This is a genomic window from Streptomyces sp. NPDC053560 (genome assembly GCF_044544605.1).
Classification (GTDB): domain Bacteria; phylum Actinomycetota; class Actinomycetes; order Streptomycetales; family Streptomycetaceae; genus Streptomyces.
Genome location: NZ_JBITXI010000009.1, coordinates 319,679 through 341,644, shown reverse-complemented (window position 1 = coordinate 341,644; position 21,966 = coordinate 319,679). Strand labels below are relative to the sequence as shown.

Genomic DNA, 21,966 nt, shown 5'->3' with positions numbered 1-21,966 from the left:
CGCGCCGCCCCGGCCCCCGGGCCCGCCCGGGCCTCACCCGCTACACGCGGGGGGGGTGGTGGTGGGGGTGTGTTTTTTTTTTACTCGGGGGGGGGGGGGGGGCCCCCCCCCCCCCCCCCCCCCCTCGACGCGTCCCCGAAAGAAGAGGTCTATGCCCCCTCGCGGTACCCACGTCGCCGACAAGTTCGACGACGACGATTATCCCGCCTACACCATGGGCCGGGCCGCCGAAATGCTCGGCACCACCCCCGCCTTCCTCCGCGCCCTCGGCGAGCACCGTCTGATCACACCGTTGCGTTCCGAAGGCGGCCACCGTCGCTACTCCCGGTACCAGCTGCGTATCGCCGCCCGCGCCCGCGAACTCGTCGATGCCGGCACTCAGATCGACGCTGCCTGCCGCATCATCATCCTCGAAGACCAGCTCGAAGAAGCCCAGCGCATCAACGAGGAACTGCGCACCCGGACCACCGGTCCGCAGCCGCAGACCCCGGCCTGACCGCGAGACGGTGGCGGGAGCGCAAGGCCCCCAATTGCCCACCGCGGTCACGCATCGAGCCTGTCCCCTCCCAGCGGTCGGCCGAGGGGGCAGGCTCCGGCGTGTCTGCCGCGGTGAGCGCGACCGGCCACGGCAACCCTCGGCGGGCCAACAGCCGCTGTGCTCCTCCAATGATGAGGGGCAGGCGTTCCCCGGGTTCGTTCGCGCGTTCACCGCGTCGATGGCCCAAGGGCGAGGGCGTGACGCCCTGAGCGCTTGCGGCTGACTGGGGCCGACAGCTGAGGGCGTTGGTCGAAAACGAGTGCTCACCGACGCCTTTGGGAAACCGCCGGAGCGGTGCTGCCGGCGTCCGGCCGCCACTGCTGCCGCCGAGCGGGAAAGGGCGATCGGGACGATGCCGCCGGCCGGTGAAAGGGCACGATACCGGCGCATCGCCACGGACCGCGGGTCGGTTGCCCAGGGGCGCCGCGGGGGTGAGGGCCCGCAAGCCGGGCACGGGCACGAGTACCGCGCAGGCAGCGCCGAGCGATGGGTGACCCGGATACCGGGGCGACCGGCCTGGTGGACGCGATGAGCGCCGGCGTCGCACCCGCCCGCTCCGCGGCCTTCGAAGCCGTCGCATGCGAGAGCGCCCGGACCTTCCTCGAAGGGCTGGGACGAGCCGGGTGCGCTGCTTCGACGGTCGCCCTTCGTTTTCCCGTGGCGCTTCCGTCTTGCTGATGAGAACTGCGTCCTGCGGACTCGCAGCCGATGCCTGAGGCGCGCAGCCCCTTGTGTGACGGGCCGGGGCGCCCCCCCTGTCTTCAGGGGGCCAAGAAGAAGCGCGCTGAAGCGGGCGAAGCTGCCCTCAGGGGCGGTGGGCAGGGCGCGGCAGTGGGCCGCTGGGAAATTCCGACAGCCCCTGGATGGAAATATCTAGAATCGCCGTTACAGATATATGGGGTATGCGTGGTGAGTTTTTCTGTCCGGCGAACGCACTTCGGGAAAATGTGGCCTCGCCTGAAGTGGTCGTGCTACGGTTGCGTCAGTTGCAGTGATGGTTCCCCGAAGCTTCAAGCATTTCTCCCGGGTTCCTCGGAGTGTCTGTGCATTCCGGTGTTTTCGGAGGGTGATCATTGCGTAACTCCGGTCCCCGCACAGTGCGGGTTCCGGGTAGCACCTCGAAGGAGATATATTTTGGCTACTGGCACCGTGAAGTGGTTCAACGCGGAAAAGGGCTTCGGTTTCATCGAGCAGGACGGTGGCGGCGCTGACGTGTTCGCCCACTACTCGAACATCAACGCTGCCGGCTTCCGTGAGCTGCTCGAAGGCCAGAAGGTGAACTTCGACGTCACCCAGGGCCAGAAGGGCCCGCAGGCGGAGAACATCGTTCCCGCCTGACGCTGACGCACACAACGAGCCGGGGCACGCACCTACGTGCGGCCCCGGCTCGTTGCGTTATCCACGTCCGTCCGCAGTGACGGACTTCCGCCCGCAGCGCGAGCGAGCGGCACATCGTCTGCCGCTTCCCCCGGCAGGAGCCGGCACCTCCCCGGCTCCCTCGCGCCCGTATACCGGTCGCGTTCGTCACGGCCCGTGGCCCGGTGCCTCTTCACGACGACTCGGCAGCCATTTAAGCCCGCGCCTGTTTCGTTATTTCTTCGGCTCAATCTTGCGAATGCTGCGTGGTTCATCAGCGCAGCGGCGAATTCCCTGATACATGCTGAACCGCGGAAGGCTCTGCATGAGCCGCACGGCCCGCACCACCACCGATTCCGCCCTTTCGCACGGCGGTACCGTCGGCTCCGGCGCGATGGCCGCCGCCCGCAAAGGACACCCGGCAGGGCGAACCCTCGGGTTCGGCCAAGACCAACCGCCCCGGTGAGGAGCGCGCCGCGGACGACCCGCAGGAGTCCGCACTGCCGGTCGCCCACACCACCTCCTTGCCGGCCATCGAGACGTTCGCCGGCCTCGGCATGCCCGACCGCCTGAAGACCGTGCTCCGCGCTCACGGCGTGAGCGCCCCGTTCCCGATCCAGGGCCGCAAGCTGCCCAACGCTGGCCGGCCTGGATGTGTCGGGCCGGGGTCGCACGGGCTCAGGCAAGATGCGCGCCTCCGGCCTCGCCCCGCTGGGCAGCACGCTGAGTCGCGGAGCCCACTGGCAGTTGTCCTCGTCCCCGCAGCAGGCCGCGCAACCGTTCGCACTCGCTGACGGACGCATCGGCGAACACCGTGGGCGGGGGCGCACGCTGACCACAACCTCGCCGGGCGGACGACGCTGACACCTCGATCGAACGCCCGGCGCCGGCCCCGCACCAACCCGAACGCCGCGCCTGTCAGTCCTCATCGGTTCGGTGACGCACTGGCCGAGCATCGCGGTCGTCGGCTTCAGTGCAGCCAGTAAAAGGTGGACGCGAGGTTCGTCGGCCTCCGCGGAGTGTTGCCTATGGCACCCGCGCCGTCCACTCCGGGGAGCTGAACTTCTCCGTCGCCAGCTCGCGTGCGCGCGCGAACTCCTCGTCCGTCACCGTGCCGTCCGTGCCGCCGTAGCGGGTCCGGAAGGAGGTGATCATGCGGGCGATGACCTCGGCGCGGGGCAGGCCGGTCTGGCGGCGGAGCGGGTCGACGCGCTTCTTGGCGCTGGTGGTGCCCTTGTCGGAGAGCTTCTCCTTGCCGATGCGGAGCACCTCGACCATCTTGTCCGCGTCGATGTCGTAGGACATCGTCACGTGGTGGAGCACGGCCCCGGAGCCGGTGACCATCCGCTTCTGGGCCGCGCCGGCGATCTTCCCGGCGTCCGTCGCGATGTCGTTGAGCGGCTTGTACCAGGCGTTGATGCCCATGTCGCCGAGGGCCGCGAGCACCCAGTCGTCGAGGTAGGCGTAGCTCTCCGCGAAGGTGAGGCCGTGGACGAGGGACTCGGGGACGCAGAGCGAGTAGGTGATGGTGTTGCCCGGTTCGACGAACATCGCGCCGCCGCCGCTGATCCGGCGGACGACCGTGATGCCGTGCTTCTCGGCGCCCGCCGCGTCCACCTCGTTGCGCAGCGACTGGAAGCTGCCGATGATCACGGCGGGGCGGTCCCACTCCCAGACGCGGAGCGTCGGCGGGCGCCGCCCCTCGGCGACCTCGGTGGTCAGCACCTCGTCCAGCGCCATGTGCAGCGCGGGCTCCTGCGGCGGCTCGTGGATGATCTGCCAGTCGTGATCGGTCCAGTCGGTGGCCCGGGCGACGGCCCGGCGTACCGCGATGCCGACGGCCTCGGCGGTGAAGCCGATCAGTGCGACGCCGGCGGGCAGCGCCGCCTCGATGCGGTCGGCCAGACCCCGGGCGCCGGTGTCGGCGGGGGCGCCCTCCAGGGCCGCGTTGATGTCGAGCAGCGCGTCGTCCGGCTCCAGGAAGAAGTCCCCGGCGACGCGGACGTCGCGCAGTGCGCCGTCCGTGACGTCCAGATCGACGACGACCAGCTTGCCGCCGGGCACCTTGTACTCACCGTGATGCCTGCTCTGCACGGCGCTCACCCTCCACGTCCTCGCGGGCCGTCCGACCGGCCCACCGCCCGGACAACCGTATCGCCGGGGCCGTCATTCCCGGCAAAGGGGGCGATGTCGAGGTACATGGAGGCGTGGCGTGTCGTGAGGCGTCGTGGGGCGTCAGCTGTCGTGGGGCGTCAGCCCATGCAGAGAGGGACCTGCGGATCCGGGCCCTGGCCGGTGTCCATCCTGTTCCCGCCTGTTCCCGTCCACGTACCCGAACGCGCTGTCGTTCCCGATGCCGCCCCAGTACCAGACGATGCCGGGGCGCTCCGCGGAGTAGCACCGGATGGTGATGGTCCGCCCTTCGGCACCACGTACTCGGGCCGCGTGCCTCAGCCTGTCGCCGGCGCCACGGCGCCACGGCGCCACGGCGGCGGCAAGGGGCAACTCATCGGTGTTCGGTACGCGTTGACGCGGGGCGCCGTATCAGTCCCGGTCGGGCGTCAGACCGGCGAGCAGCCGGGGGAGCGCCTCACCGATCGGGTCGCGGATGACCTCGTCGGCGAGCGCGTCGTACGGGGTCGGTTCGGCGTTGACGATGATCAGGCGGGCGCCGTGCTCGGCGGCCAGGCCCGCGAGCGAGGCGGCGGGCTGTACCGACAGGCTCGTACCGACGGCGACGAAGACGTCGCAGTTCTTCGCGACCGTGACCGCCGCGCCCAGCACTCCGGGGTCCAGCCGCTCGCCGAACATCACGGTCGCCGACTTCATGATCCCGCCGCAGTCGAGGCACTTCGGGTCCGGCTCGCCGGCGGTCACCCGGGCCAGCGCCTCGGTCATCGGGGTCCGCGCGCCGCACTGGGTGCAGAGCGCGGTGCGCGCGGTGCCGTGCAGCTCCAGGACCTTGCGGTCGGGGGTCCCGGCGAGCTGGTGGAGGCCGTCGACGTTCTGGGTGATGACGCGGACGGGGACTCCGGAGCGTTCCAGGCGCGTGACGGCCTCGTGCGCGGCGTTCGGCCGGGCCCGGAGCGCCGGACCGTCGCGCCGCATCAGCCAGGACCGGCGCCGGATCTCGGGGTCGGTCATGTAGTAGTCGTACGTGACGAGCTTCTCGGCCTCGGGGTCGCGGCGCCACACCCCGTTCGGCCCGCGGTAGTCGGGGATGCCGGAGTCGGTGGAGATCCCGGCGCCGCTGAGGAGGGCGACCAGGGGGTGCCGGGCCGCGTCGTCGGGGGAGTCGACCGTGCTGCTCATGCGGCCAGCGTACGCAGCGCGGGGCGGCTGCCGGCGGGGGAGACGGGCGAGTTGTCGGGTCCGGTTATTTAGATGTAACCAGAAACTGCCCAAGATCCGGGACAACCTCTTGCCGGTCGTCTGTATGCGAAATACGGTCTGCTGCATTCGCTCGTCGTGATCGTTCTCGACCGCATCGCCATGCGAGTCGACCGTTCACATTCGCACCACTCACGCAAGTTGATCGTTCGCCGTCTGCACCATTCATGCGGGAGGTAGGGCCACGTGCGCCGAACAGCGGCTCTTCTGGGGGTGGCCGGCCTACTGGCCGGAGCTACGGGATGCGGGTCGCTGACCTCGGCCGCCACCGAGGTGGGCGGGGAGCGGATGACCGATCCGCGCCCCGTACGGGACGGCGGCACCCTCACCGTCGCCCTCAAGTCCGACCCCGACAAGCTCGACCCGACCCTCGCCCAGACCCTCGTCGGCCGCACCGTGTTCGCCGGCATGTGCGAGAAGCTGTACGACACCGACCGCGCCGGCAAGGTCGTGCCGCAGCTCGCGGCGGCCCTGCCGAAGACATCGGACGGCGGCCGGACCGTGACCCTCACGGTGCGCCACGGCCTGACCTTCAGCGACGGCACGCACCTCGACGCGGCTGCCGTCGCCCGCTCCCTCGAACGCCACCGCACCCTGCCCGGCTCCGCCCGCGCCACCGAACTCGGCCCGCTGGTCAAGGCCGAGGCGGCCGGCCCGTACACCGTCCGCATCCGCCTCAAGGAGCCGTACGTCCCGCTCACCGGCGTGCTCGCGGACCGCGCGGGGATGGTCATGTCCCCGAAGGCGCTGAAGAAGTACGGCAAGAACTTCACCAACCACCCGTCCTGCGTCGGCCCGTTCAAGTACGTCGAACGCGTCGCGGGTGACCGCATCGTCCTCGCCAAGGACCCGCGCTACTACGACGCGGACAAGGTCCGACTGGACCGCGTCGTCTACAAGACGATCACCGACGGCAACGTCCGGCTGGCCAACCTCCGCTCCGGTGACGTCCAGGTCGGCGACCAGATGGGCCCGGTGGAGGTGCGCAGCTCGCTCACCGAGTCCAAGCTCCAGCTCTTCAACTCGCCCTCGCTCGGCTACCAGGGCCTCGGCTTCAACACCGGCAACGTGCACGGCACAGGGCAGAAGCCCGGCAGGCTGAACACCGTGATCGCCCGCGAACCCCGCGTCCGCGAGGCCTTCGCGCTCTCCCTGGACCGCGAAGTGATCAACAAGGTCGTCTTCCAGGGCATGTACGACCCGGCCTGCGGCCCCGTCTCGCCCGAGTCGGCCATCGCGCCGGGCAGGGCCGACTGCCCGCCGCGCGATCTGCCGCGCGCCAAGCGGCTGTTGAAGAAGGCCGGCGTCAAGCTCCCCGTCCCGCTCGAACTGAAGGTCTCCACCTCGCCCGAGGACAGCCGGCTCGGCCAGGTGATCCAGGCGATGGCCCGCGAGGCCGGCTTCGACGTACGGCTGCGGCCCGTGGAGTACGCCACGCTCCTGGAGGAGACCGACGCCGGGAACTTCGAGGCGTACGTCAGCGGCTGGTCCGGGCGGCTCGACCCGGACGGCAACATCGCCTCCTTCGTCGGCACCGCCGGCGCCATGAACACCTACGGCATCTCCGACCCGGCCCTCGACCGGCTGATCGCCGAGGGCCGCACCACCCAGGACACGGCGGACCGCGCCCGCATCTACGGGCAGCTCACCGACCGCATCCGGGACCAGCACGCCCTGATCTACCTCTACCGGCAGAAGAACTACGTCGTGGCACGGAAGGACGTGGCCGGCGTGCGCGTCTACGGCGACGGCCTGGTGCGCGTCAAGGATGCGGGGTACGTCCGATGAACTGCTCCACGGCTGCGGGGTGCGCCCGATGAGCCGCTACCTCCTCACCCGGCTGCGCCAGTCCCTGATCACCCTCTTCCTCGTCAGCGTCGTCGTCTTCGCCGGCATCCGTGCCCTGCCCGGCGACCCGGCCCTCGCGCTGGCCGGCGAGGAGCGCAGCCCGCAGGCGCTCGCCGCGATCCGCGAGGCGTACGGCCTCAACGACAACATCGTGGTCCAGTACGGCCGGTTCGTCGGGCACGCCCTCACCGGCGACCTCGGTACCTCGGCCCGCACCGGCCTGCCCGTCCTGGACTCCATCCTCAGCGCTCTCCCGGTCACGCTCGAACTGGCCGCGCTCTCCCTCCTCCTGGCCGTCGTCCTCGGTATCGGCGCGGGCGTGCTCGCGGCCGTCCGGCGCGGCAGTACGACCGAGTGGCTGGCCAACGCCGTCGCCCTGCTGGGGCTCTCCGTCCCCACCTTCTGGCTCGGCATCGTCCTCGTGCTGGCCTTCGCCATCGCCGTACCGGTCTTCGCGGCCTCCGGCTACGTGCCCTTCGGCACCGACCCGCTGGACAACCTGCGGCGCATGGTCCTGCCCGCCGTCGTCCTCGGCTCCGGGCTCGCGGCCGTCGTGATGCGGCAGACCCGCGGCGCGATGCTCGACAACCTCTCGGCGGACTACGTGCGCACAGCGCGCGCCAAGGGCCTCTCGCGCCGCCAGGTCGTCGGCGGGCACGCGCTGCGCAACAGCCTGGTGACGGTGGTGACCGTGCTCGGTCTCCAGCTCGGCCACCTGATCTCCGGCGCCGTCGTCACCGAGCAGATCTTCGTCCTGCCCGGCTTCGGCAAGCTCACCATCGACGCGGTCTTCACCCGCGACTACACGATGCTCCAGGGCGTGGTGCTGTGCACCTCCGCCGCCTACATCCTCGTCAACCTCGCGGTCGATGTGCTCTATTCGGTCATCGACCCGCGGATCCGGCTCGGAGGCGCACGATGACAGCCACCCCGGACACCACCACCGCCTCCGGCGCCACGGACACCCCGGCCGCTCCGGACGGGCCCGCCGCCGCGCCCCGCCCCGGCACCCTGCGCACCCGGCTGCGCGCCCTGCGCAGGAACCGGCTCGCGCTCACCGGTGCCGTGATCGCCGCTGTCTTCGTGCTGGCCGCGCTCTGCGCCCCGCTGATCGCCCCCTACGACCCCGCGCAGCCCGACTTCGGCTCGGCCCTCGCGCCGCCCTCCTGGGCGCACTGGCTCGGCACCGACGACCTCGGCCGCGACCAGCTCTCCCGGGTGGTCCACGGCGCCCGCGCGTCCATGCAGGTGGGCCTGCTCGCGGTACTGCTCGCCTTCCTCGTCGGCGTACCACTGGGCCTGGCCGCGGGGTTCTACGGCAAGTACGCCGACTCGGCCGTCTCCCGGCTCACCGACACCCTGCTCGCCTTTCCCTTCCTCGTCCTGGCCGTCGGCCTCGCGGCGATCCTCGGTCCTTCCCTGCTCAACGCCACCATCGCCATCGGCATCTCGCAGGTGCCGGCGGTGATCCGTATCGCCCGCGCCGAGACGCTGCGCCTGAAACACCTGGACTACGTGGGCGCCGCGCTGGTCAACGGCGGCGGTGACGGCACCGTCCTCTTCCGGCACATCCTGCCCAACGCCACCTCCGCGCTGATCGTCCAGGCCACGGTCGGCATCCCCGCCGCGATCATCAGCGAGGCGCTGCTGAGCTTTCTCGGCCTCGGCGTCCAGCCCCCGGCTCCCTCGCTCGGTGTGATGCTCTCCGGCGCCCAGCCCTTCCTCGGCCCCGCGCCCTGGCTGGCGGTCTTCCCCGGCCTCGCCATCGTCGCCGCGACGCTGGCCTTCAACCTGCTCGGCGACGGCCTGCGGGACGTCCTCGACCCCCGTGGAGCCACCCGATGAGCACCGCGCATCCCATGGACCTCGCGCCTCGCACGCCCGAAACGCCCGTACTGAGCGTCCGCGACCTGTCCGTCTCCTTCCGCTCCGACACCCGTACCGTGCACGCCGTCGACTCCCTGTCGTACGAGGTGGCGGCCGGTGAGGTGCTCGCGATCGTCGGCGAGTCCGGCTGCGGCAAGTCGGTCACCTCCATGGCCGTCATGGGCCTGCTGCCGTCCAGTGCGACCGTCACCGGGTCCGTACGGCTCGGCGGCCGGGAACTGGCCGGGGCGGGGGAGAAGGAGCTGGCGGCGGTCCGTGGCAAGGACCTCGCCATGATCTTCCAGGAGCCGATGACCTCGCTGAACCCGGTCCTCACCATCGGCCGGCAGATCGGTGAGGTGCTCCGCCGCCACCAGGGCCTCAGCCGCAAGGAGGCCGGGGAGAGGGCCGTCGAGCTGCTCGCGCTGGTCGGCATCCCCGCGCCGGAACGCCGGGTGGCGGAGTACCCGCACCAGCTCAGCGGCGGCATGCGCCAGCGCGTGATGATCGCCATCGCGGTGGCCTGCGACCCGGCCGTCCTCATCGCCGACGAACCGACCACCGCGCTGGACGTCACCGTCCAGGCCGGCATCCTCGAAGTCCTCCAGTCGCTGCGCGAACGTCTCGGTACCGCCATCGTCCTGATCACCCACGACCTGGGCGTCGTCGCCGACGCCGCGGACCGGGTGCTGGTGATGTACGCGGGCCGGGCCGTCGAACAGGCCCCGGTGGACGAGCTGTTCACCGCGCCCCGGCACCCGTACACCCGCGGCCTGCTCGGCGCCGTACTCCGGCCCGGCCAGGAGGGGAAGCGCCGGCTGCCGGAGATCCCGGGGCTGGTCCCGAGCCTGACCGTCCAGCCGGACGCCTGCACCTTCGCCGAGCGCTGCGCGCACGCGGACGAACGGTGCGGCACCGCGCGGCCCGTGCTGACGCCCGAGGCGGGTCACCGGGTCGCGTGCTGGCACCCCGACCCCGCCCCCGCACCCGAGGAGGCCGCCCGATGAGCGCCGTACAGGAGACCCCGGCACCGCGCGAGGAAGGGCCGGGCACCTCCGTACACGAAGCGGGCGCCGCGCCCGTCCTCGAAGTGCGCGACATGGAGCGCCACTTCACCACCCCCGGCGGCACCGTACGGGCCGTGGACGGCGTCAGCCTCACCATCGGGCGCGGCGAAGTCCTCGGCCTGGTGGGGGAGTCCGGCAGCGGCAAGTCCACCGTCGGCCGCTGCGTGGTCCGCCTGGACGAGCCGACCGGCGGCCGTATCGCCCTCAAGGGCACCGACATCACCCACCTGTCGCGCCGCGCCCTGCGCCCGCTCCGCACCGACATGCACCTGGTCTTCCAGGACCCGTCCTCCTCGCTCGACCCGCGCATGACCATCGGGCAGATCGTGGCCGAGCCGCTGCGGCTGCACCGCCTCGTCCCGCGCTCCGGCCTGCGGGCCCGGGTCGAGGAGCTGCTCGGCCAGGTCGGGCTGCGCCCCGAACACGCCGACCGGCACCCGCACGAGCTGTCCGGAGGCCAGCGCCAGCGCATCTCGCTCGCCCGCGCGCTCTCCGTCGGCCCGGACCTGCTGATCGCCGACGAGCCGACCTCCGCGCTGGACGTCTCCGTCCAGGCCTCGGTCCTCAACCTCCTCGCCGACCTCCAGCGGGACCGCGGCTTCGGCTGCCTGTTCATCACCCACGACCTGGCCGCCGTGGAGTTCCTGGCGGACCGCATCGCCGTGATGTACCTGGGCCGCATCGTCGAGGAGGCCCCCACGGCCGGGCTGTTCGCCGAGCCCCTGCACCCGTACACGCAGGCGCTCCTCTCCGCGGCCCCGGTACCGGACCCCGCCCTCCAGCGCACCCGCGAACGCATCGTCCTCAGCGGCGACCTCCCGAGCCCCCTCACCCCGCCCCCGGGCTGCCACTTCCACACCCGCTGCCCGGTGGCGGTGGACCGCTGCCGGACGGATTCGCCCGAACTGCGGGAGCTGCCCGGCAGCCGCAGGGTGGCCTGCCACCTGGCAAATTGAGCCCGCCCGGGGGCACCTCCCAGCGTTGGCCGGGGGAGATTGAGGACGAGCCCGCAGCGCGATCCCGGCGAGCCACAGCATCACCCGCACCGAGCCACCGACAGGAGCAAGCTTGTTCACCACTCGCCCCACCCTCAACGGAACATTCGGGATGGCCTCCTCCACCCACTGGCTGGCGTCCCAGTCCGCCATGGCGGTCCTGGAGGGCGGCGGCAACGCCTACGACGCCGCGGTCGCCGCCGGCTTCGTGCTGCACGTCGTCGAGCCCCACCTGAACGGCCCGGCCGGCGAGGTCCCGATCATCCTGGCCCCGGCCGACGGCCCCGTACGGGTGCTGTGCGGCCAGGGCCCGGCCCCGGCCGGCGCCACCGTCGCGCATTACACCTCCCTCGGCCTCGACCTCGTCCCCGGTACGGGCCCGCTCGCCGCCGCCGTGCCGGGCGCGTTCGACGCCTGGATGGTGCTGCTCCGCGACCACGGCACGAAGACGCTCGCCGAGGTCCTGTCGTACGCCATCGGGTACGCGCGTCACGGTCACCCCGCCGTCGAACGCGTCGGCGAGACCGTGGAGACCGTCCGCGAGCTCTTCGAGAACGAGTGGACGACCTCGGCCGAGGTGTACCTGCCCGGCGGCCGTTCCGTGGCCCCCGGCGGGCTGCTGCGGAACGAGCCGCTCGCCGACACCTGGGAGCGGCTGATCCGCGAGGCCGGGGCCGCCGGCACCGGGCGCGAGGCGCAGATCGACGCGGCCCGCCGGATCTGGCGCGAGGGCTTCATCGGCGAGGCGATGGCGGCCTTCGCCGCGCGCCCGGCCATGGACACCTCCGGCGAGCGGCACGCGGGCACCCTGACCGGCGACGACCTGGCCGCCTTCCGGGCCACGTACGAGGCGCCGGTGACGTACGACCGGAACGGCTGGACCGTCGCCAAGGCCGGCGCCTGGTCCCAGGGCCCGGCCTTCCTCCAGCAGCTCGCGCTGCTCCCCGAAGAGCTGCCCGCCCACGGAAGCCCCGACTACGTCCACACCCTCATCGAGGGCACCAAGCTGGCCATGGCCGACCGCGAGGCCTGGTACGGCGACGCGGACGGCGCCGACGAGGTACCGGTGGAGACGCTGCTCTCCCCGGAGTACAACGCCGAGCGCCGGGCGCTGATCGACGGCACCGCCTCTTACGAGCTGCGTCCCGGCCGCCCCGAGGGCCGAGTCCCGCGCCTCAGCAAGCACGCGGCGGCGGTGGCCTCGGGGGCGGCCGGCTTCGATGCGCTCGGCGTGTCCGGGAGCGGCGCGGGCGAGCCCACCGTGGCGAAGGGGACGGGAGCCGGCGCCGCGGCACGGGAGGCGGGGGCCCCGCCCGCCGTCGCCCCCGAGGTGGACCGCAGCGGGGCCACCCGAGGCGACACCTGCCACATCGACGTCGTCGACCGCTGGGGCAACATGGTCTCGGCGACGCCCTCCGGCGGCTGGCTCCAGTCCAACCCGGTGATCCCCGGCCTCGGGTTCCCGCTCGGCACGCGCCTGCAGATGGCCTGGCTGGAGGAGGGACTGCCGAACTCCCTCACCCCGGGCCGCCGCCCCCGCACCACCCTGACGCCGTCCCTCGCGCTGCGCGACGGGGTGCCGGTGATGGCCTTCGGTACGCCCGGTGGCGACCAGCAGGACCAGTGGCAGCTGCACTTCTTCCTGGCCGTGGCGGAGCGGGCCCCCGTACGCGGCGGGCTGGACCTCCAGGGGGCCATCGACGCGCCGAACTGGCACACCGACTCCTTCCCGGGGTCGTTCTTCCCGCGTGCCATGCGGCCCGGCAGCGTGACCGTGGAGTCCCGGATCGGCGGCGAGGTCGTCGAGGGACTGCGGGCACGTGGTCACGACGTGACCGTGGGTGACGCCTGGTCCGAGGGGCGCCTCTGCGCGGTCGCCCGCGACCCGGAGACCGGCGTGCTCTCCGCGGGCGCGAACCCGCGCGGCATGCAGGGGTACGCCGTCGGGCGCTGAGCCCCCGGGACGGCCCGCCGCCGGCATCTCCGTGCCGCGGCGGGCCGTCGCTCATGTGTGCCGCGGCGCGGTGGCCGCCCGCCCGAGCCGCTTCACCCGCGGTTCACCTGCATTCCAGATGTCGTGTCAGTGGCCCGTGTTTCCATGGAGACATGATCGAAGCAATTCCTGCGATTCCTGCAAACAACGACGACAGGACGGACAGGGCGGACAGCACGGACATGACGGCGGCCGGGACGGCCGGCGCGACCGCCATGACGACGGCCGACGCGGTGCTCGCCGCGGTCGACCCGGACGGCGTCGAGAAGGCCGTCCGTGAGGCAGCGGCGGCGGAGATCCTGCCCCGCTTCCGGCAGCTCGCCGCCCACGAGGTGGTCGAGAAGAACGGCCCGCACGACCTGGTCACCATCGCCGACCGGCGGGCCGAGGAACACCTCACTGCCGCTCTGAAGGCGCTGCTCCCCGGCTCGGCCGTGGTGGGCGAGGAAGCGGTGCACGCCGACCCCGCGGTCCTGGAGGCGCTGCGCGGCGACGCGCCCGTGTGGATCGTCGACCCGGTCGACGGCACCCGGCAGTTCGTGCACGGCGACCCCGGCTTCGCGACCCTGGTCGCGCTCGCGTACCGCGGCGAGCTGCTGGCCTCCTGGACGTACGCGCCCGCGCTGGACGAGATGGCCGTCGCGGTCCGCGGTGCCGGCGCCCGGCTGAACGGCCGCCGGCTGCGCTCCGGTTCGCCGCACGAGGGCAAGACCCTCGAAGTCGCCATGTCGCACCACGACTTCACCACCGTCGCGGAGAAGAAGGCACTGTCCGGGCTGGCCTGCGAGGGCATCGCGCCGCGCCCCTGCGGCTCGGCGGGCCTGGAGTACCTCGCCATCGCCCGCGGCACCCTGGAGGCCATCGCCTTCACGTGGGAGAACCCCTGGGACCACGCTGCGGGCCTGCTGCTCGTCCACGAAGCGGGCGGCAGCAGCGCGACTCTCTCCGGCGCGCCGTTCCGGATATCCGGCGGTAACACCCTGCCGTTCACCGCGGCGCGGGACGCGGCCACCGCCCGGCGTATCCTCGACCTGCTGGCGGCCGCCGGCTGATCCTCGACGGCGAGGGTCGACACGAGGGGAGTGGCGCAGGTGCCGACGATGCTCGATGCCGTGGTGATCGGGGCCGGACCGAACGGCCTGACCGCGGCGGTCGAACTGGCCCGCCGGGGCATGTCCGTCGAGGTCTTCGAGGCCCGGGACACCATCGGAGGCGGCGCCCGTACGGAGGAGCTGACCCTGCCGGGCTTCCGGCACGACCCGTGCTCGGCCGTCCACCCGACCGGGATCGGCTCGCCCGCCTTCCGCGCCCTCCCCCTGGAGCGCTATGGCCTGGAGTGGCTGCACCCCGAACTCCCCATGGCCCACCCCTTCCCGGACGGCAGCGCCGCGGTGCTTGCCCGCTCCGTGGGCGAGACCGCGAGGTCCCTCGGCGTCCGCGACGCCGGCGCGTACCGCCGTCTGGTCGAACCCTTCCGCGGCAAGTGGGACACGCTCGCGCGGGACATGATGCGCGGCGTCCTGGAGGGGTTCCCCCGCGACCCGGTGACGCTGGCCCGCTTCGGCCTGGCCGGCGTCCCCCCGGTGACCGTGCTCAACAGCCGCTTCCGCGACGAGAAAGCACGCGCTGTGCTCGCCGGCTGCGCGGCCCACGTCATCCACCCCCTCTCCGGGATCGCCACCGGCGCCATCGCCCTGACCTTCGTGCTGGCCGCGCACGCCTACGGCTGGCCCATCGCGCGCGGCGGTTCGCAGGCCATCCCCGACGCGCTGGCCGGGTACCTGCGCGACCAGGGCGGCGAGATCCACACGGACTACGAGGTCAAGCGGCTGGACGACCTGCCGCCCGCCCGCGCGTACATCTTCGACACCTCGCCGACGGCGCTGGCCCGCATCGCGGGGCTCGGCAACGCCTTCAGCAGGTACCGCTACGGCCCCTCCGCCTTCAAGATCGACTACGCCCTCTCCGGCCCCGTCCCCTGGACCTCGAAGGAAGCCCGCCGGGCGGGCACGGTCCATGTGGGCCCGACCGCCGGCGACATCGGCCAGGCGCTCCGCGACGTCCACCAGGGCCGCGCCCCCGAACGCCCCTTCCTCATCACCTCGCAGCCGACCCTGACCGACCCGAGCCGCGCCCCCGAGGGCAAGCACACCTTCTGGGCGTACGGCCACGCCCCGAACGGCTGGACGGGCAACCTCACCGACGCCGTCGAGGCCCAGCTGGAACGCTTCGCCCCCGGCTTCCGCGACCTCGTCCTGGCCCGCGCGACCGCCGGCCCGCCCGAACTGGCCGCGCGCAACGCCAACTACGTCGGCGGCGACATCGGCGTCGGCTCCTTCTCCGGCCTCCAGACCCTGTTCCGCCCCAAGCCCCGCCGCATCCCGTACGCCACCTCCCACCCCGCCGTCTTCCTCTGCTCCTCCGCCACCCCACCGGGCGGCGGCGTCCACGGCATGTGCGGCCACAACGCGGCCCGGGCGGCGTGGCGCCGCATCAGGGAGACACGGCGGTAACGGGAACCCCGCAGCCTGCGGCGGGCACGTCCGCTGCGCCATGATGCCCCTATGAGTAAGACCGAAGGCACGTACGACGAGGGCGGGCGGTTGTCGCTCGTTCTGGGGGACATCACCGAGCAGAATGTGGACGTGGTGGTGAATGCCGCCAACTCCTCGCTGCTGGGCGGTGGGGGAGTGGACGGGGCGATTCACCGGAAGGGTGGGCCGCGGATCCTGGAGGAGTGCCGGGCGCTGCGGGCTTCCCGGTACGGGCGTGGGCTGCCGACCGGGCAGGCCGTCGCTACCACCGCGGGGGAGCTGCCGGCGCGGTGGGTGGTGCACACGGTGGGGCCCGTGTACTCGCGGGAGGAGGACCGGTCGGCGGTGCTCGCCTCCTGCTACCGGGAGTCGTTGGGGGTGGCGGCGGGGCTGGGTGCGCGGACGGTGGCGTTCCCCGCGATCTCGACGGGGGTGTACGGCTGGCCGCTCGACGACGGGGCACGGATTGCGGTCCGGACCGTGCGGGAAGTGCTCGCCGCCGGGGCCGCCGATGAGGGCGGGCAGGGGTTCGAGGAGGTGCGGTTCGTGGCGTTCGACGAGCGGACCAGGGAGGCGTTCGCGGCGGCGCTGGCGGGGTGACGGCACGCCGGGAGCGCCGGGGACGGTGGCGCTGGAGGGGGGACGGTACGCCGGGCGCCGCCGGGGGCGGCGGCGTCGGAAGGGCGGCACGGTGCGGCGCCGGGCGCTCACGTCCATGTCGGATTTTCGCCAGCCACCCGTCGCCGCCTGCGGAATCCTTGAGGTATGCACACCGACACCGAGCGGTGCGTACGCGCCGTGCAGTCCAAGGACGCCCGTTTCGACGGGTGGTTCTTCACCGCCGTCACCACGACGAAGATCTACTGCCGGCCCAGCTGCCCGGTGGTCCCGCCCAAGCCGGCGAACATGCGCTTCTACCCGAGCGCAGCGGCCGCGCAGCAGGCCGGGTTCCGGGCGTGCAAGCGGTGCCGGCCGGACGCGGCGCCCGGCTCACCGCAGTGGGACGAGCGCGCCGACCTGGTCGCGCGGGCGATGCGGCTGATCGGCGACGGGGTCGTGGACCGGGACGGGGTACCGGGCCTGGCCGCGCGCCTCGGGTACAGCCCGCGGCAGGTCGAGCGTCAGCTGCTGGCCGAGCTGGGCGCCGGGCCGCTCGCCCTCGCGCGGGCCCAGCGCGCCCAGACCGCGCGGCTGCTCATCGAGACCACCGCGCTGCCGATGGCGGAGATCGCGTTCGCCGCGGGGTTCGCCAGCATCCGTACCTTCAACGACACCGTGCGGGAGGTCTTCGCGCTGTCGCCGAGCGAGCTGCGGCAGCGGGTACGGCCCGCGCGCCCGGCCGCCGTGCAGGGCCCGCAGCCCGGGGCGGCGGACTCCCCGGCCCCGACCACGCTCACCCTCCGCCTCCCCTTCCGTAAGCCGCTGTGCCCGGACAACCTCTTCGGGCACCTCGCCGCCACGGCCGTACCCGGTGTGGAGGAGTGGCGGGACGGCGCCTACCGCCGCACACTGCGCCTCCCGTACGGGCACGGCATCGTGGCGCTCACCCCGCGCCCCGACCACATCGACTGCCGGCTGTCCCTGACCGACCTGCGGGACCTCGCGGGCGCCATCGCGCGCTGCCGGCGGATGCTCGACCTGGACGCCGACCCCGAAGCGGTGGACGGGCTGCTGGCGGTGGACCCGGTGCTGGCGCCGCTCGTCGCGAAGGCGCCCGGGCGGCGGGTGCCGCGCACCGTGGACGCCGACGAGTTCGCCGTACGCGCGGTGATCGGGCAGCAGGTCTCGACGGCCGCGGCCCGTACGCACGCGGGACGGCTGACCGCCGCCCACGGGGAGCGGATCGACGACCCCGAAGGCGGGCTCACCCATCTCTTTCCGAGCCCCGCAGCGCTGGCCGGGCTCGACCCGGAGACGCTCGCGATGCCCCGTACCCGGCGGGCCACGCTCACCGGCCTGATCGCCGCGCTGGCCGCCGGAGAGCTGCAACTCGGGCCCGGCGGCGACCGCGAGCAGGCCCGAGCCGCGCTCGCCGCGCTGCCCGGCTTCGGCCCCTGGACCGTCGAGTGCATCGCGATGCGGGCGCTCGGCGACCCCGACGCGTTCACCGCCACCGACCTCGGCGTGCGCCGCGCGGCGCAGGGCCTGGGGCTGCCCGGCACGCCGGCCGCCCTGCTCGCCCGGGCCGCCGCCTGGCGCCCGTGGCGCGCCTACGCGGTCCAGTACCTCTGGGCCACCGACGACCACCCGATCAACCACCTCCCCGCCGACTGAGGGAAGCACCATGTCTGTCCGCAGCACAGCCATCAGCACCACGTCCGTGACCACGCACACCGTCATGGCCGGCACGCCGGTCGGGCCGCTCACCCTGGTCGCCCGGGACGGCGCGCTCACCGGCCTGTACATGACCGACCAGCGGCACCGGCCGCCGCAGGAGTCCTTCGGGCACCCGGAGGAGCCCGGTGCCGAGCCCTTCGCCACCACGATCGCGCAGCTCCGCGCCTACTTCGCCGGTGAACTGACCGTCTTCGACCTGCCGCTCCGCCTCGACGGCACGCCGTTCCAGCAGCGCGTGTGGGCGGCGCTGTGCGAGATCCCGTACGGCGCGACCGTCTCGTACGGCGCGCTGGCCGACCGGCTCGGCAAGCCGTCGGCGGCCCGCGCCGTGGGGCTGGCCAATGGCAAGAACCCGATCGGGATCATCGTCCCCTGCCACCGCGTCGTCGGCACGGGCGGCGGCCTGACCGGCTACGGCGGCGGCCTGGAACGCAAGCGCCACCTGCTGGACTTCGAGCGGGGCGGGACCCTGGTCTGAAGTGGCGCGGGACGCCCGCCCGAAGTGGCGCGGGGCCCCCGGTCCGAAGCGGCGCGGCCGCCGTCCGGCGGCGGGCCGTCGGCCCAGGTCCCCGCGCGGCCGCACGGCCTACGCCGAGCGCTGCGGCGGTACGCCGTCCTCCAGTTCGGCCGGGCCGCGGCCGTCCGCGAGGGCCCGCAGCGCGGCGCCGAGCCGCAGCGCCATCCGTGCGTCCACGTACGAGTCCAGCTCCTCCGGGGCCACCAGGCGCCAGGAGAGCAGCTCCTCCTCCTGGAGGCGGATCGCGGCGAACTGCTCCTCGTCCAGCACTCCGCCGTCGAAGAGGTACGACACCAGCGGCGGACGCTGCGGCCCGCGCACCCAGTCGACGACCAGCAGTTGGCCGGGTTCCAGGTCCAGGCCGATCTCCTCGGCGGTCTCCCGGCGGGCCGCCTGCCGCGGCGACTCGTCCTGGTCGGACTCCACCGTCCCGCCGGGCAGGACCCAGGTGTCGCGGTAGTTGGGCTCGACGAGGAGGACGCGCCCGTCCGCGGCACGGAAGACGGTGCCCGCGCCGGCGAGGACCCGGGGCAGGCTGGCGATGTATGCGGCGTAATCCAAGGTCACTCCGCGAGCCTAACGCCACGACCGGGCGCGCCGTGGGCACCATGGGTCCCACCCGTACCAACGGACGGAGCACCCATGAGACGCCCGGCGTATGCGGCTTTCGGCCTGGCGGCGGCGTTCGCCGTGACGGGCGGTGCCGTGCCGCACGTCGTCAACGGCCCGAGCACCGGGCCGTTGGTCAGCACCGGCGACGTGGATCTGCTGGAGGACGTGCTGGAGCACATCAGCACCACCTCGGACGGCCGCACCGCCCACCAGACGTATCACCGGACCGAACCGGCGAGTTGAGGGGCGGGCAGGTCACTCCGCCGCCCCGCCGGCGGCCGCCAGCCGGTACGTCCGTGCCGCGAGTTCGCTGATCCGCGCGCCGTCGAAGCCGAAGACGGCGGTGCGCACACGGTCGTGGAGCGGTTCGGTCCACCGGTGCGGGATCGCGGCGGCGCCGCACAGCACGCCCGCCACCGAGCCGGCCGTCGCGCCGTTGGAGTCGGTGTCCAGGCCGCCGCGTACGGTCAGCGCGATCGTCGAGGTGAAGTCGCCCTCGCCGTGGAGCAGTCCGGCGGTGAGCACGGCGGCGTTCGGTACGACATGGATCCAGTGCAGATGGCCGACCTCGTGTGCCATCTCGGTGAGCGTGTCGGCCCAGCCGACTCCCGCGTCGTACAGCGCCACGGTGTGCCGGACCGTACGGGCCAGCCGGCTGCTCGCCGGGATGCGGGCCAGCGCCGCCTCGACGGCCTCGCGCGGGCCGCTCGCCTCGAACGCCGCGGCGATCAGCGCGGCCGCCCACATCGCGCCGTACACGCCGTTGCCGGTGTGCGAGAGGACCGCGTCCCTGCGGGCCAGCGCGGCGGCCCGGCGCGGCTGCCCCGGTGACACCCAGCCGTACACGTCCGCCCTGATCAGCGCGCCGATCCACTCCTGGTACGGATTGTCGGTGGTGGCGGCCAGCGGTGGCTGGACGCCGGCGGCGAGATTGCGGTACGTGGCGCGCTCGGCGGTGAAGGTCTGCAGGTACGGGAGCCGGCGCAGCCAGAGGGAGCCGAGCTGTTCGGTGGTGAAGTCCGTGCCGTGGGTCTCCAGCAGCTCCAGGACCAGGATCGAGTAGTCGATGTCGTCGTCCCGGCAGCTGCCGTCGATCCGGCCGCGTACGCACTGGCGCCACTCCGGGCGCAGGTCCCCGGCGTCCTCGGTGTCCGGCGGCGGGGGCAGGTAGTCGGTGAGGGGCAGCGCGTCGGCGCGGCGCAGGTAGTGGTCGATGCGCTCGCGGGTCCAGCGGTCGCCCTGCTCGACGGGCTTGCCGAGCATGTTCCCGGCGATCCGGCCGAGCCAGCCGCCGTGGATCCGGTCGGCGAGGCCGGGCCGCCGGGCGGTGGGAGGGGCACTGCTGTGCGACGGCGTCATGCCTTCAGTCATGCCTTCAGGTGTACCGAAGTCCGCGGGGGTGCGCCCGGACCCGAACGCGCCGAACCGGGACGCCGGGGGCACGCGCGGGGTACCGTACATCCGTACTGGAAGTGGAAAATAAAATCCGCTTCGTGGAAAACTCGCTCGGCGTCTCTGTTCTCCCCGTCCACCGCCGGATAGGGTCACAGCGGCGCGACGGCAGTTCGACGGCAAGGGGAGTCAGGGTGGCGGACGTGGACGCAGCAACGACAGGGACGCCGGCAGCACACGTGCTGATCGCCGCGGACAAGTTCAAGGGCTCGCTGACGGCCGTCCAGGTCGCCGAGCACGTCACGGCCGGTCTGCGGCGTGTCGTACCGGGGCTGTCCGTGGCGGCGGTCCCGGTCGCCGACGGCGGCGACGGCACGGTCGCGGCGGCGCTCGCGGCCGGCTTCACCCGGCACGAGGCGCGGGTCACCGGGCCGGTCGGGGAGCCGGTCACGGCCACGTTCGCGCTGGCCGCCGACGGCACGGCCGTGGTGGAGATGGCCGAGGCGTCCGGCCTTCAGCACCTCCCGGACGGCGTCTTCGCGCCGCTCACGGCCACCACGTACGGCACCGGAGAGCTGCTGCTCGCCGCGCTGGACGCGGGCGCGCGCGGTGTCGTCCTCGGCGTCGGCGGCAGCGCGACGAACGACGGTGGCGCCGGCATGCTCGCCGCGCTCGGCGCGCGCTTCCTGGACCGCTCGGGGGAGCCGGTCGCACCGGGCGGCGGCCCCCTCGCGGGCCTGGCCACCGCCGACCTCAGCGGGCTCGACCCGCGGCTGGCCACCACCAGGATCGTGCTGGCCAGCGATGTGGACAACCCGCTGACCGGCCCGAAGGGCGCGCCCGCCGTCTACGGCCCGCAGAAGGGCGCGAGCGAGGCGGACGTCGCCACGCTGGACGCGGCGCTGGCGCACTACGCGAAGGTGCTGGAGGCGGCGGTGGGGCCGAAGGCCGCCGAGTACGCGGTGGCGCCCGGTGCGGGGGCCGCGGGCGGTATCGGGTACGGCGCGCTGGTGGGGCTGGGGGCGGAGTTCCGGCCCGGCATCGACGTCATGCTCGACGTGCTCGGCTTCGACCCGGCGCTGGAGCGGGCCACGTTCGTCATCACCGGCGAGGGCTCGCTGGACGAGCAGACGCTGCACGGGAAGGCGCCTGCGGGCGTGGCCGCCGCGGCGCGCGCCCGCGGGCTCACGGTCGTCGCGGTCTGCGGCCGCCTCCTCCTTCCGCCGTCCGCGCTGCTCCAGGCCGGCATCGAGCGGGCGTACCCGCTGACTGCCCTTGAGCCGGACCCGGCGCGGTGCATGGCCCAGGCCGGGCCTCTTCTGGAGCAGGCGGCGGAGTCCCTCGCGCGGGACTTCCTGGCTTGAGCCCGCTGGGGGCGGGCCTGGGGAAGCAGGCCCCGGACCCACCCCTTCCCGAAACCGGGGCTGTGCCCCTGGCCCCCCGGAGTCGCCCTCCGGGCTCGTCCTATCGCCGGACGGACTTCATTTGCCGGCCCAGGAGCCCCGTCAGGGGCGCGGGGAA

Annotated in this window: 19 protein-coding genes; 15 read left to right on the top strand and 4 right to left on the bottom strand. The window is 73.2% G+C overall.

Annotated elements, in window-relative coordinates:
* Positions 1 to 151: 151 nt before the first annotated feature.
* Both ACIGQF_RS23485 and ACIGQF_RS23480 read left to right on the top strand, forming a co-directional pair.
* A complete protein-coding gene (locus ACIGQF_RS23485) occupies positions 152 to 496 on the top strand; it encodes a MerR family transcriptional regulator (protein WP_399713413.1) in 345 nt (114 codons plus the stop codon).
* A gap of 1,176 nt (positions 497 to 1,672) precedes the next feature.
* Positions 1,673 to 1,876 (top strand): cold-shock protein, encoded by a 204-nt coding sequence (locus ACIGQF_RS23480; protein WP_399713409.1) that lies wholly within the window; start codon positions 1,673 to 1,675, stop codon positions 1,874 to 1,876.
* A gap of 1,044 nt (positions 1,877 to 2,920) precedes the next feature.
* Here the strand turns inward: ACIGQF_RS23480 and ACIGQF_RS23475 are convergent.
* Both ACIGQF_RS23475 and ACIGQF_RS23470 read right to left on the bottom strand, forming a co-directional pair.
* On the bottom strand, positions 2,921 to 3,988 hold the full coding sequence (locus ACIGQF_RS23475; RefSeq protein WP_399713624.1) for a biotin/lipoate A/B protein ligase family protein: 1,068 nt from the start codon (positions 3,986 to 3,988) through the stop codon (positions 2,921 to 2,923).
* Between the two features lie 450 nt (positions 3,989 to 4,438).
* Positions 4,439 to 5,206 (bottom strand): SIR2 family NAD-dependent protein deacylase, encoded by a 768-nt coding sequence (locus ACIGQF_RS23470; protein WP_399713407.1) that lies wholly within the window; start codon positions 5,204 to 5,206, stop codon positions 4,439 to 4,441.
* A 264-nt stretch (positions 5,207 to 5,470) separates the two neighbouring features.
* On the opposite strand from ACIGQF_RS23470, the gene ACIGQF_RS23465 reads away from it, so the two are divergent.
* The 11 genes from ACIGQF_RS23465 (at position 5,471) to ACIGQF_RS23415 (ending at position 18,402) form a co-directional block, all read left to right on the top strand.
* Positions 5,471 to 7,072, top strand: coding sequence for an ABC transporter substrate-binding protein (locus tag ACIGQF_RS23465; protein WP_399713404.1), 1,602 nt, complete (start codon positions 5,471 to 5,473; stop codon positions 7,070 to 7,072).
* Between the two features lie 28 nt (positions 7,073 to 7,100).
* Complete coding sequence (locus ACIGQF_RS23460; protein ID WP_399713402.1) at positions 7,101 to 8,054, top strand: ABC transporter permease; 954 nt, start codon at positions 7,101 to 7,103, stop codon at positions 8,052 to 8,054.
* Positions 8,051 to 8,977, top strand: a complete 927-nt coding sequence (locus ACIGQF_RS23455) for an ABC transporter permease (protein ID WP_399713398.1) — start codon at positions 8,051 to 8,053, stop codon at positions 8,975 to 8,977. Before ACIGQF_RS23460 ends, ACIGQF_RS23455 begins: the two co-directional genes overlap by 4 nt.
* Positions 8,974 to 10,005 (top strand): ABC transporter ATP-binding protein, encoded by a 1,032-nt coding sequence (locus ACIGQF_RS23450; RefSeq protein WP_399713395.1) that lies wholly within the window; start codon positions 8,974 to 8,976, stop codon positions 10,003 to 10,005. Before ACIGQF_RS23455 ends, ACIGQF_RS23450 begins: the two co-directional genes overlap by 4 nt.
* Positions 10,006 to 10,097: 92 nt before the next feature.
* On the top strand, positions 10,098 to 11,021 hold the full coding sequence (locus ACIGQF_RS23445; RefSeq protein ID WP_399713621.1) for an ABC transporter ATP-binding protein: 924 nt from the start codon (positions 10,098 to 10,100) through the stop codon (positions 11,019 to 11,021).
* A 112-nt stretch (positions 11,022 to 11,133) separates the two neighbouring features.
* Entirely contained in the window at positions 11,134 to 13,014 is a 1,881-nt protein-coding gene (locus ACIGQF_RS23440; protein WP_399713392.1) for a gamma-glutamyltransferase family protein, read from the top strand.
* 254 nt (positions 13,015 to 13,268) lie between these two features.
* A complete protein-coding gene (locus tag ACIGQF_RS23435; RefSeq protein ID WP_399713619.1) occupies positions 13,269 to 14,105 on the top strand; it encodes an inositol monophosphatase family protein in 837 nt (278 codons plus the stop codon).
* Between the two features lie 48 nt (positions 14,106 to 14,153).
* Positions 14,154 to 15,566: a phytoene desaturase family protein gene (locus ACIGQF_RS23430; RefSeq protein ID WP_399713616.1), complete on the top strand. Its 1,413-nt coding sequence runs from the start codon at positions 14,154 to 14,156 to the stop codon at positions 15,564 to 15,566.
* A gap of 51 nt (positions 15,567 to 15,617) precedes the next feature.
* Positions 15,618 to 16,187, top strand: a complete 570-nt coding sequence (locus tag ACIGQF_RS23425; RefSeq protein ID WP_399713389.1) for an O-acetyl-ADP-ribose deacetylase — start codon at positions 15,618 to 15,620, stop codon at positions 16,185 to 16,187.
* A 165-nt stretch (positions 16,188 to 16,352) separates the two neighbouring features.
* Positions 16,353 to 17,861 (top strand): AlkA N-terminal domain-containing protein, encoded by a 1,509-nt coding sequence (locus ACIGQF_RS23420; RefSeq protein ID WP_399713386.1) that lies wholly within the window; start codon positions 16,353 to 16,355, stop codon positions 17,859 to 17,861.
* A 10-nt stretch (positions 17,862 to 17,871) separates the two neighbouring features.
* Positions 17,872 to 18,402 (top strand): methylated-DNA--[protein]-cysteine S-methyltransferase, encoded by a 531-nt coding sequence (locus ACIGQF_RS23415; protein WP_399713383.1) that lies wholly within the window; start codon positions 17,872 to 17,874, stop codon positions 18,400 to 18,402.
* A gap of 108 nt (positions 18,403 to 18,510) precedes the next feature.
* Here the strand turns inward: ACIGQF_RS23415 and ACIGQF_RS23410 are convergent, their stop codons facing one another.
* Positions 18,511 to 19,008 (bottom strand): NUDIX domain-containing protein, encoded by a 498-nt coding sequence (locus ACIGQF_RS23410; RefSeq protein ID WP_399713381.1) that lies wholly within the window; start codon positions 19,006 to 19,008, stop codon positions 18,511 to 18,513.
* A gap of 75 nt (positions 19,009 to 19,083) precedes the next feature.
* Here ACIGQF_RS23410 and ACIGQF_RS23405 point away from each other — a divergent pair, with 75 nt between their 5' ends.
* A complete protein-coding gene (locus ACIGQF_RS23405; RefSeq protein WP_399713379.1) occupies positions 19,084 to 19,296 on the top strand; it encodes a hypothetical protein in 213 nt (70 codons plus the stop codon).
* A 12-nt stretch (positions 19,297 to 19,308) separates the two neighbouring features.
* Here the strand turns inward: ACIGQF_RS23405 and ACIGQF_RS23400 are convergent, their stop codons facing one another.
* Positions 19,309 to 20,412, bottom strand: a complete 1,104-nt coding sequence (locus ACIGQF_RS23400) for an ADP-ribosylglycohydrolase family protein (protein WP_399713614.1) — start codon at positions 20,410 to 20,412, stop codon at positions 19,309 to 19,311.
* A gap of 272 nt (positions 20,413 to 20,684) precedes the next feature.
* Between ACIGQF_RS23400 and ACIGQF_RS23395 the strand changes: the two genes are divergently transcribed.
* The gene (locus ACIGQF_RS23395; RefSeq protein WP_399713611.1) at positions 20,685 to 21,809 is read left to right on the top strand and encodes a glycerate kinase; all 1,125 of its coding nucleotides are present in this window, start codon (positions 20,685 to 20,687) and stop codon (positions 21,807 to 21,809) included.
* The last annotated feature ends 157 nt before the right edge of the window (positions 21,810 to 21,966 follow it).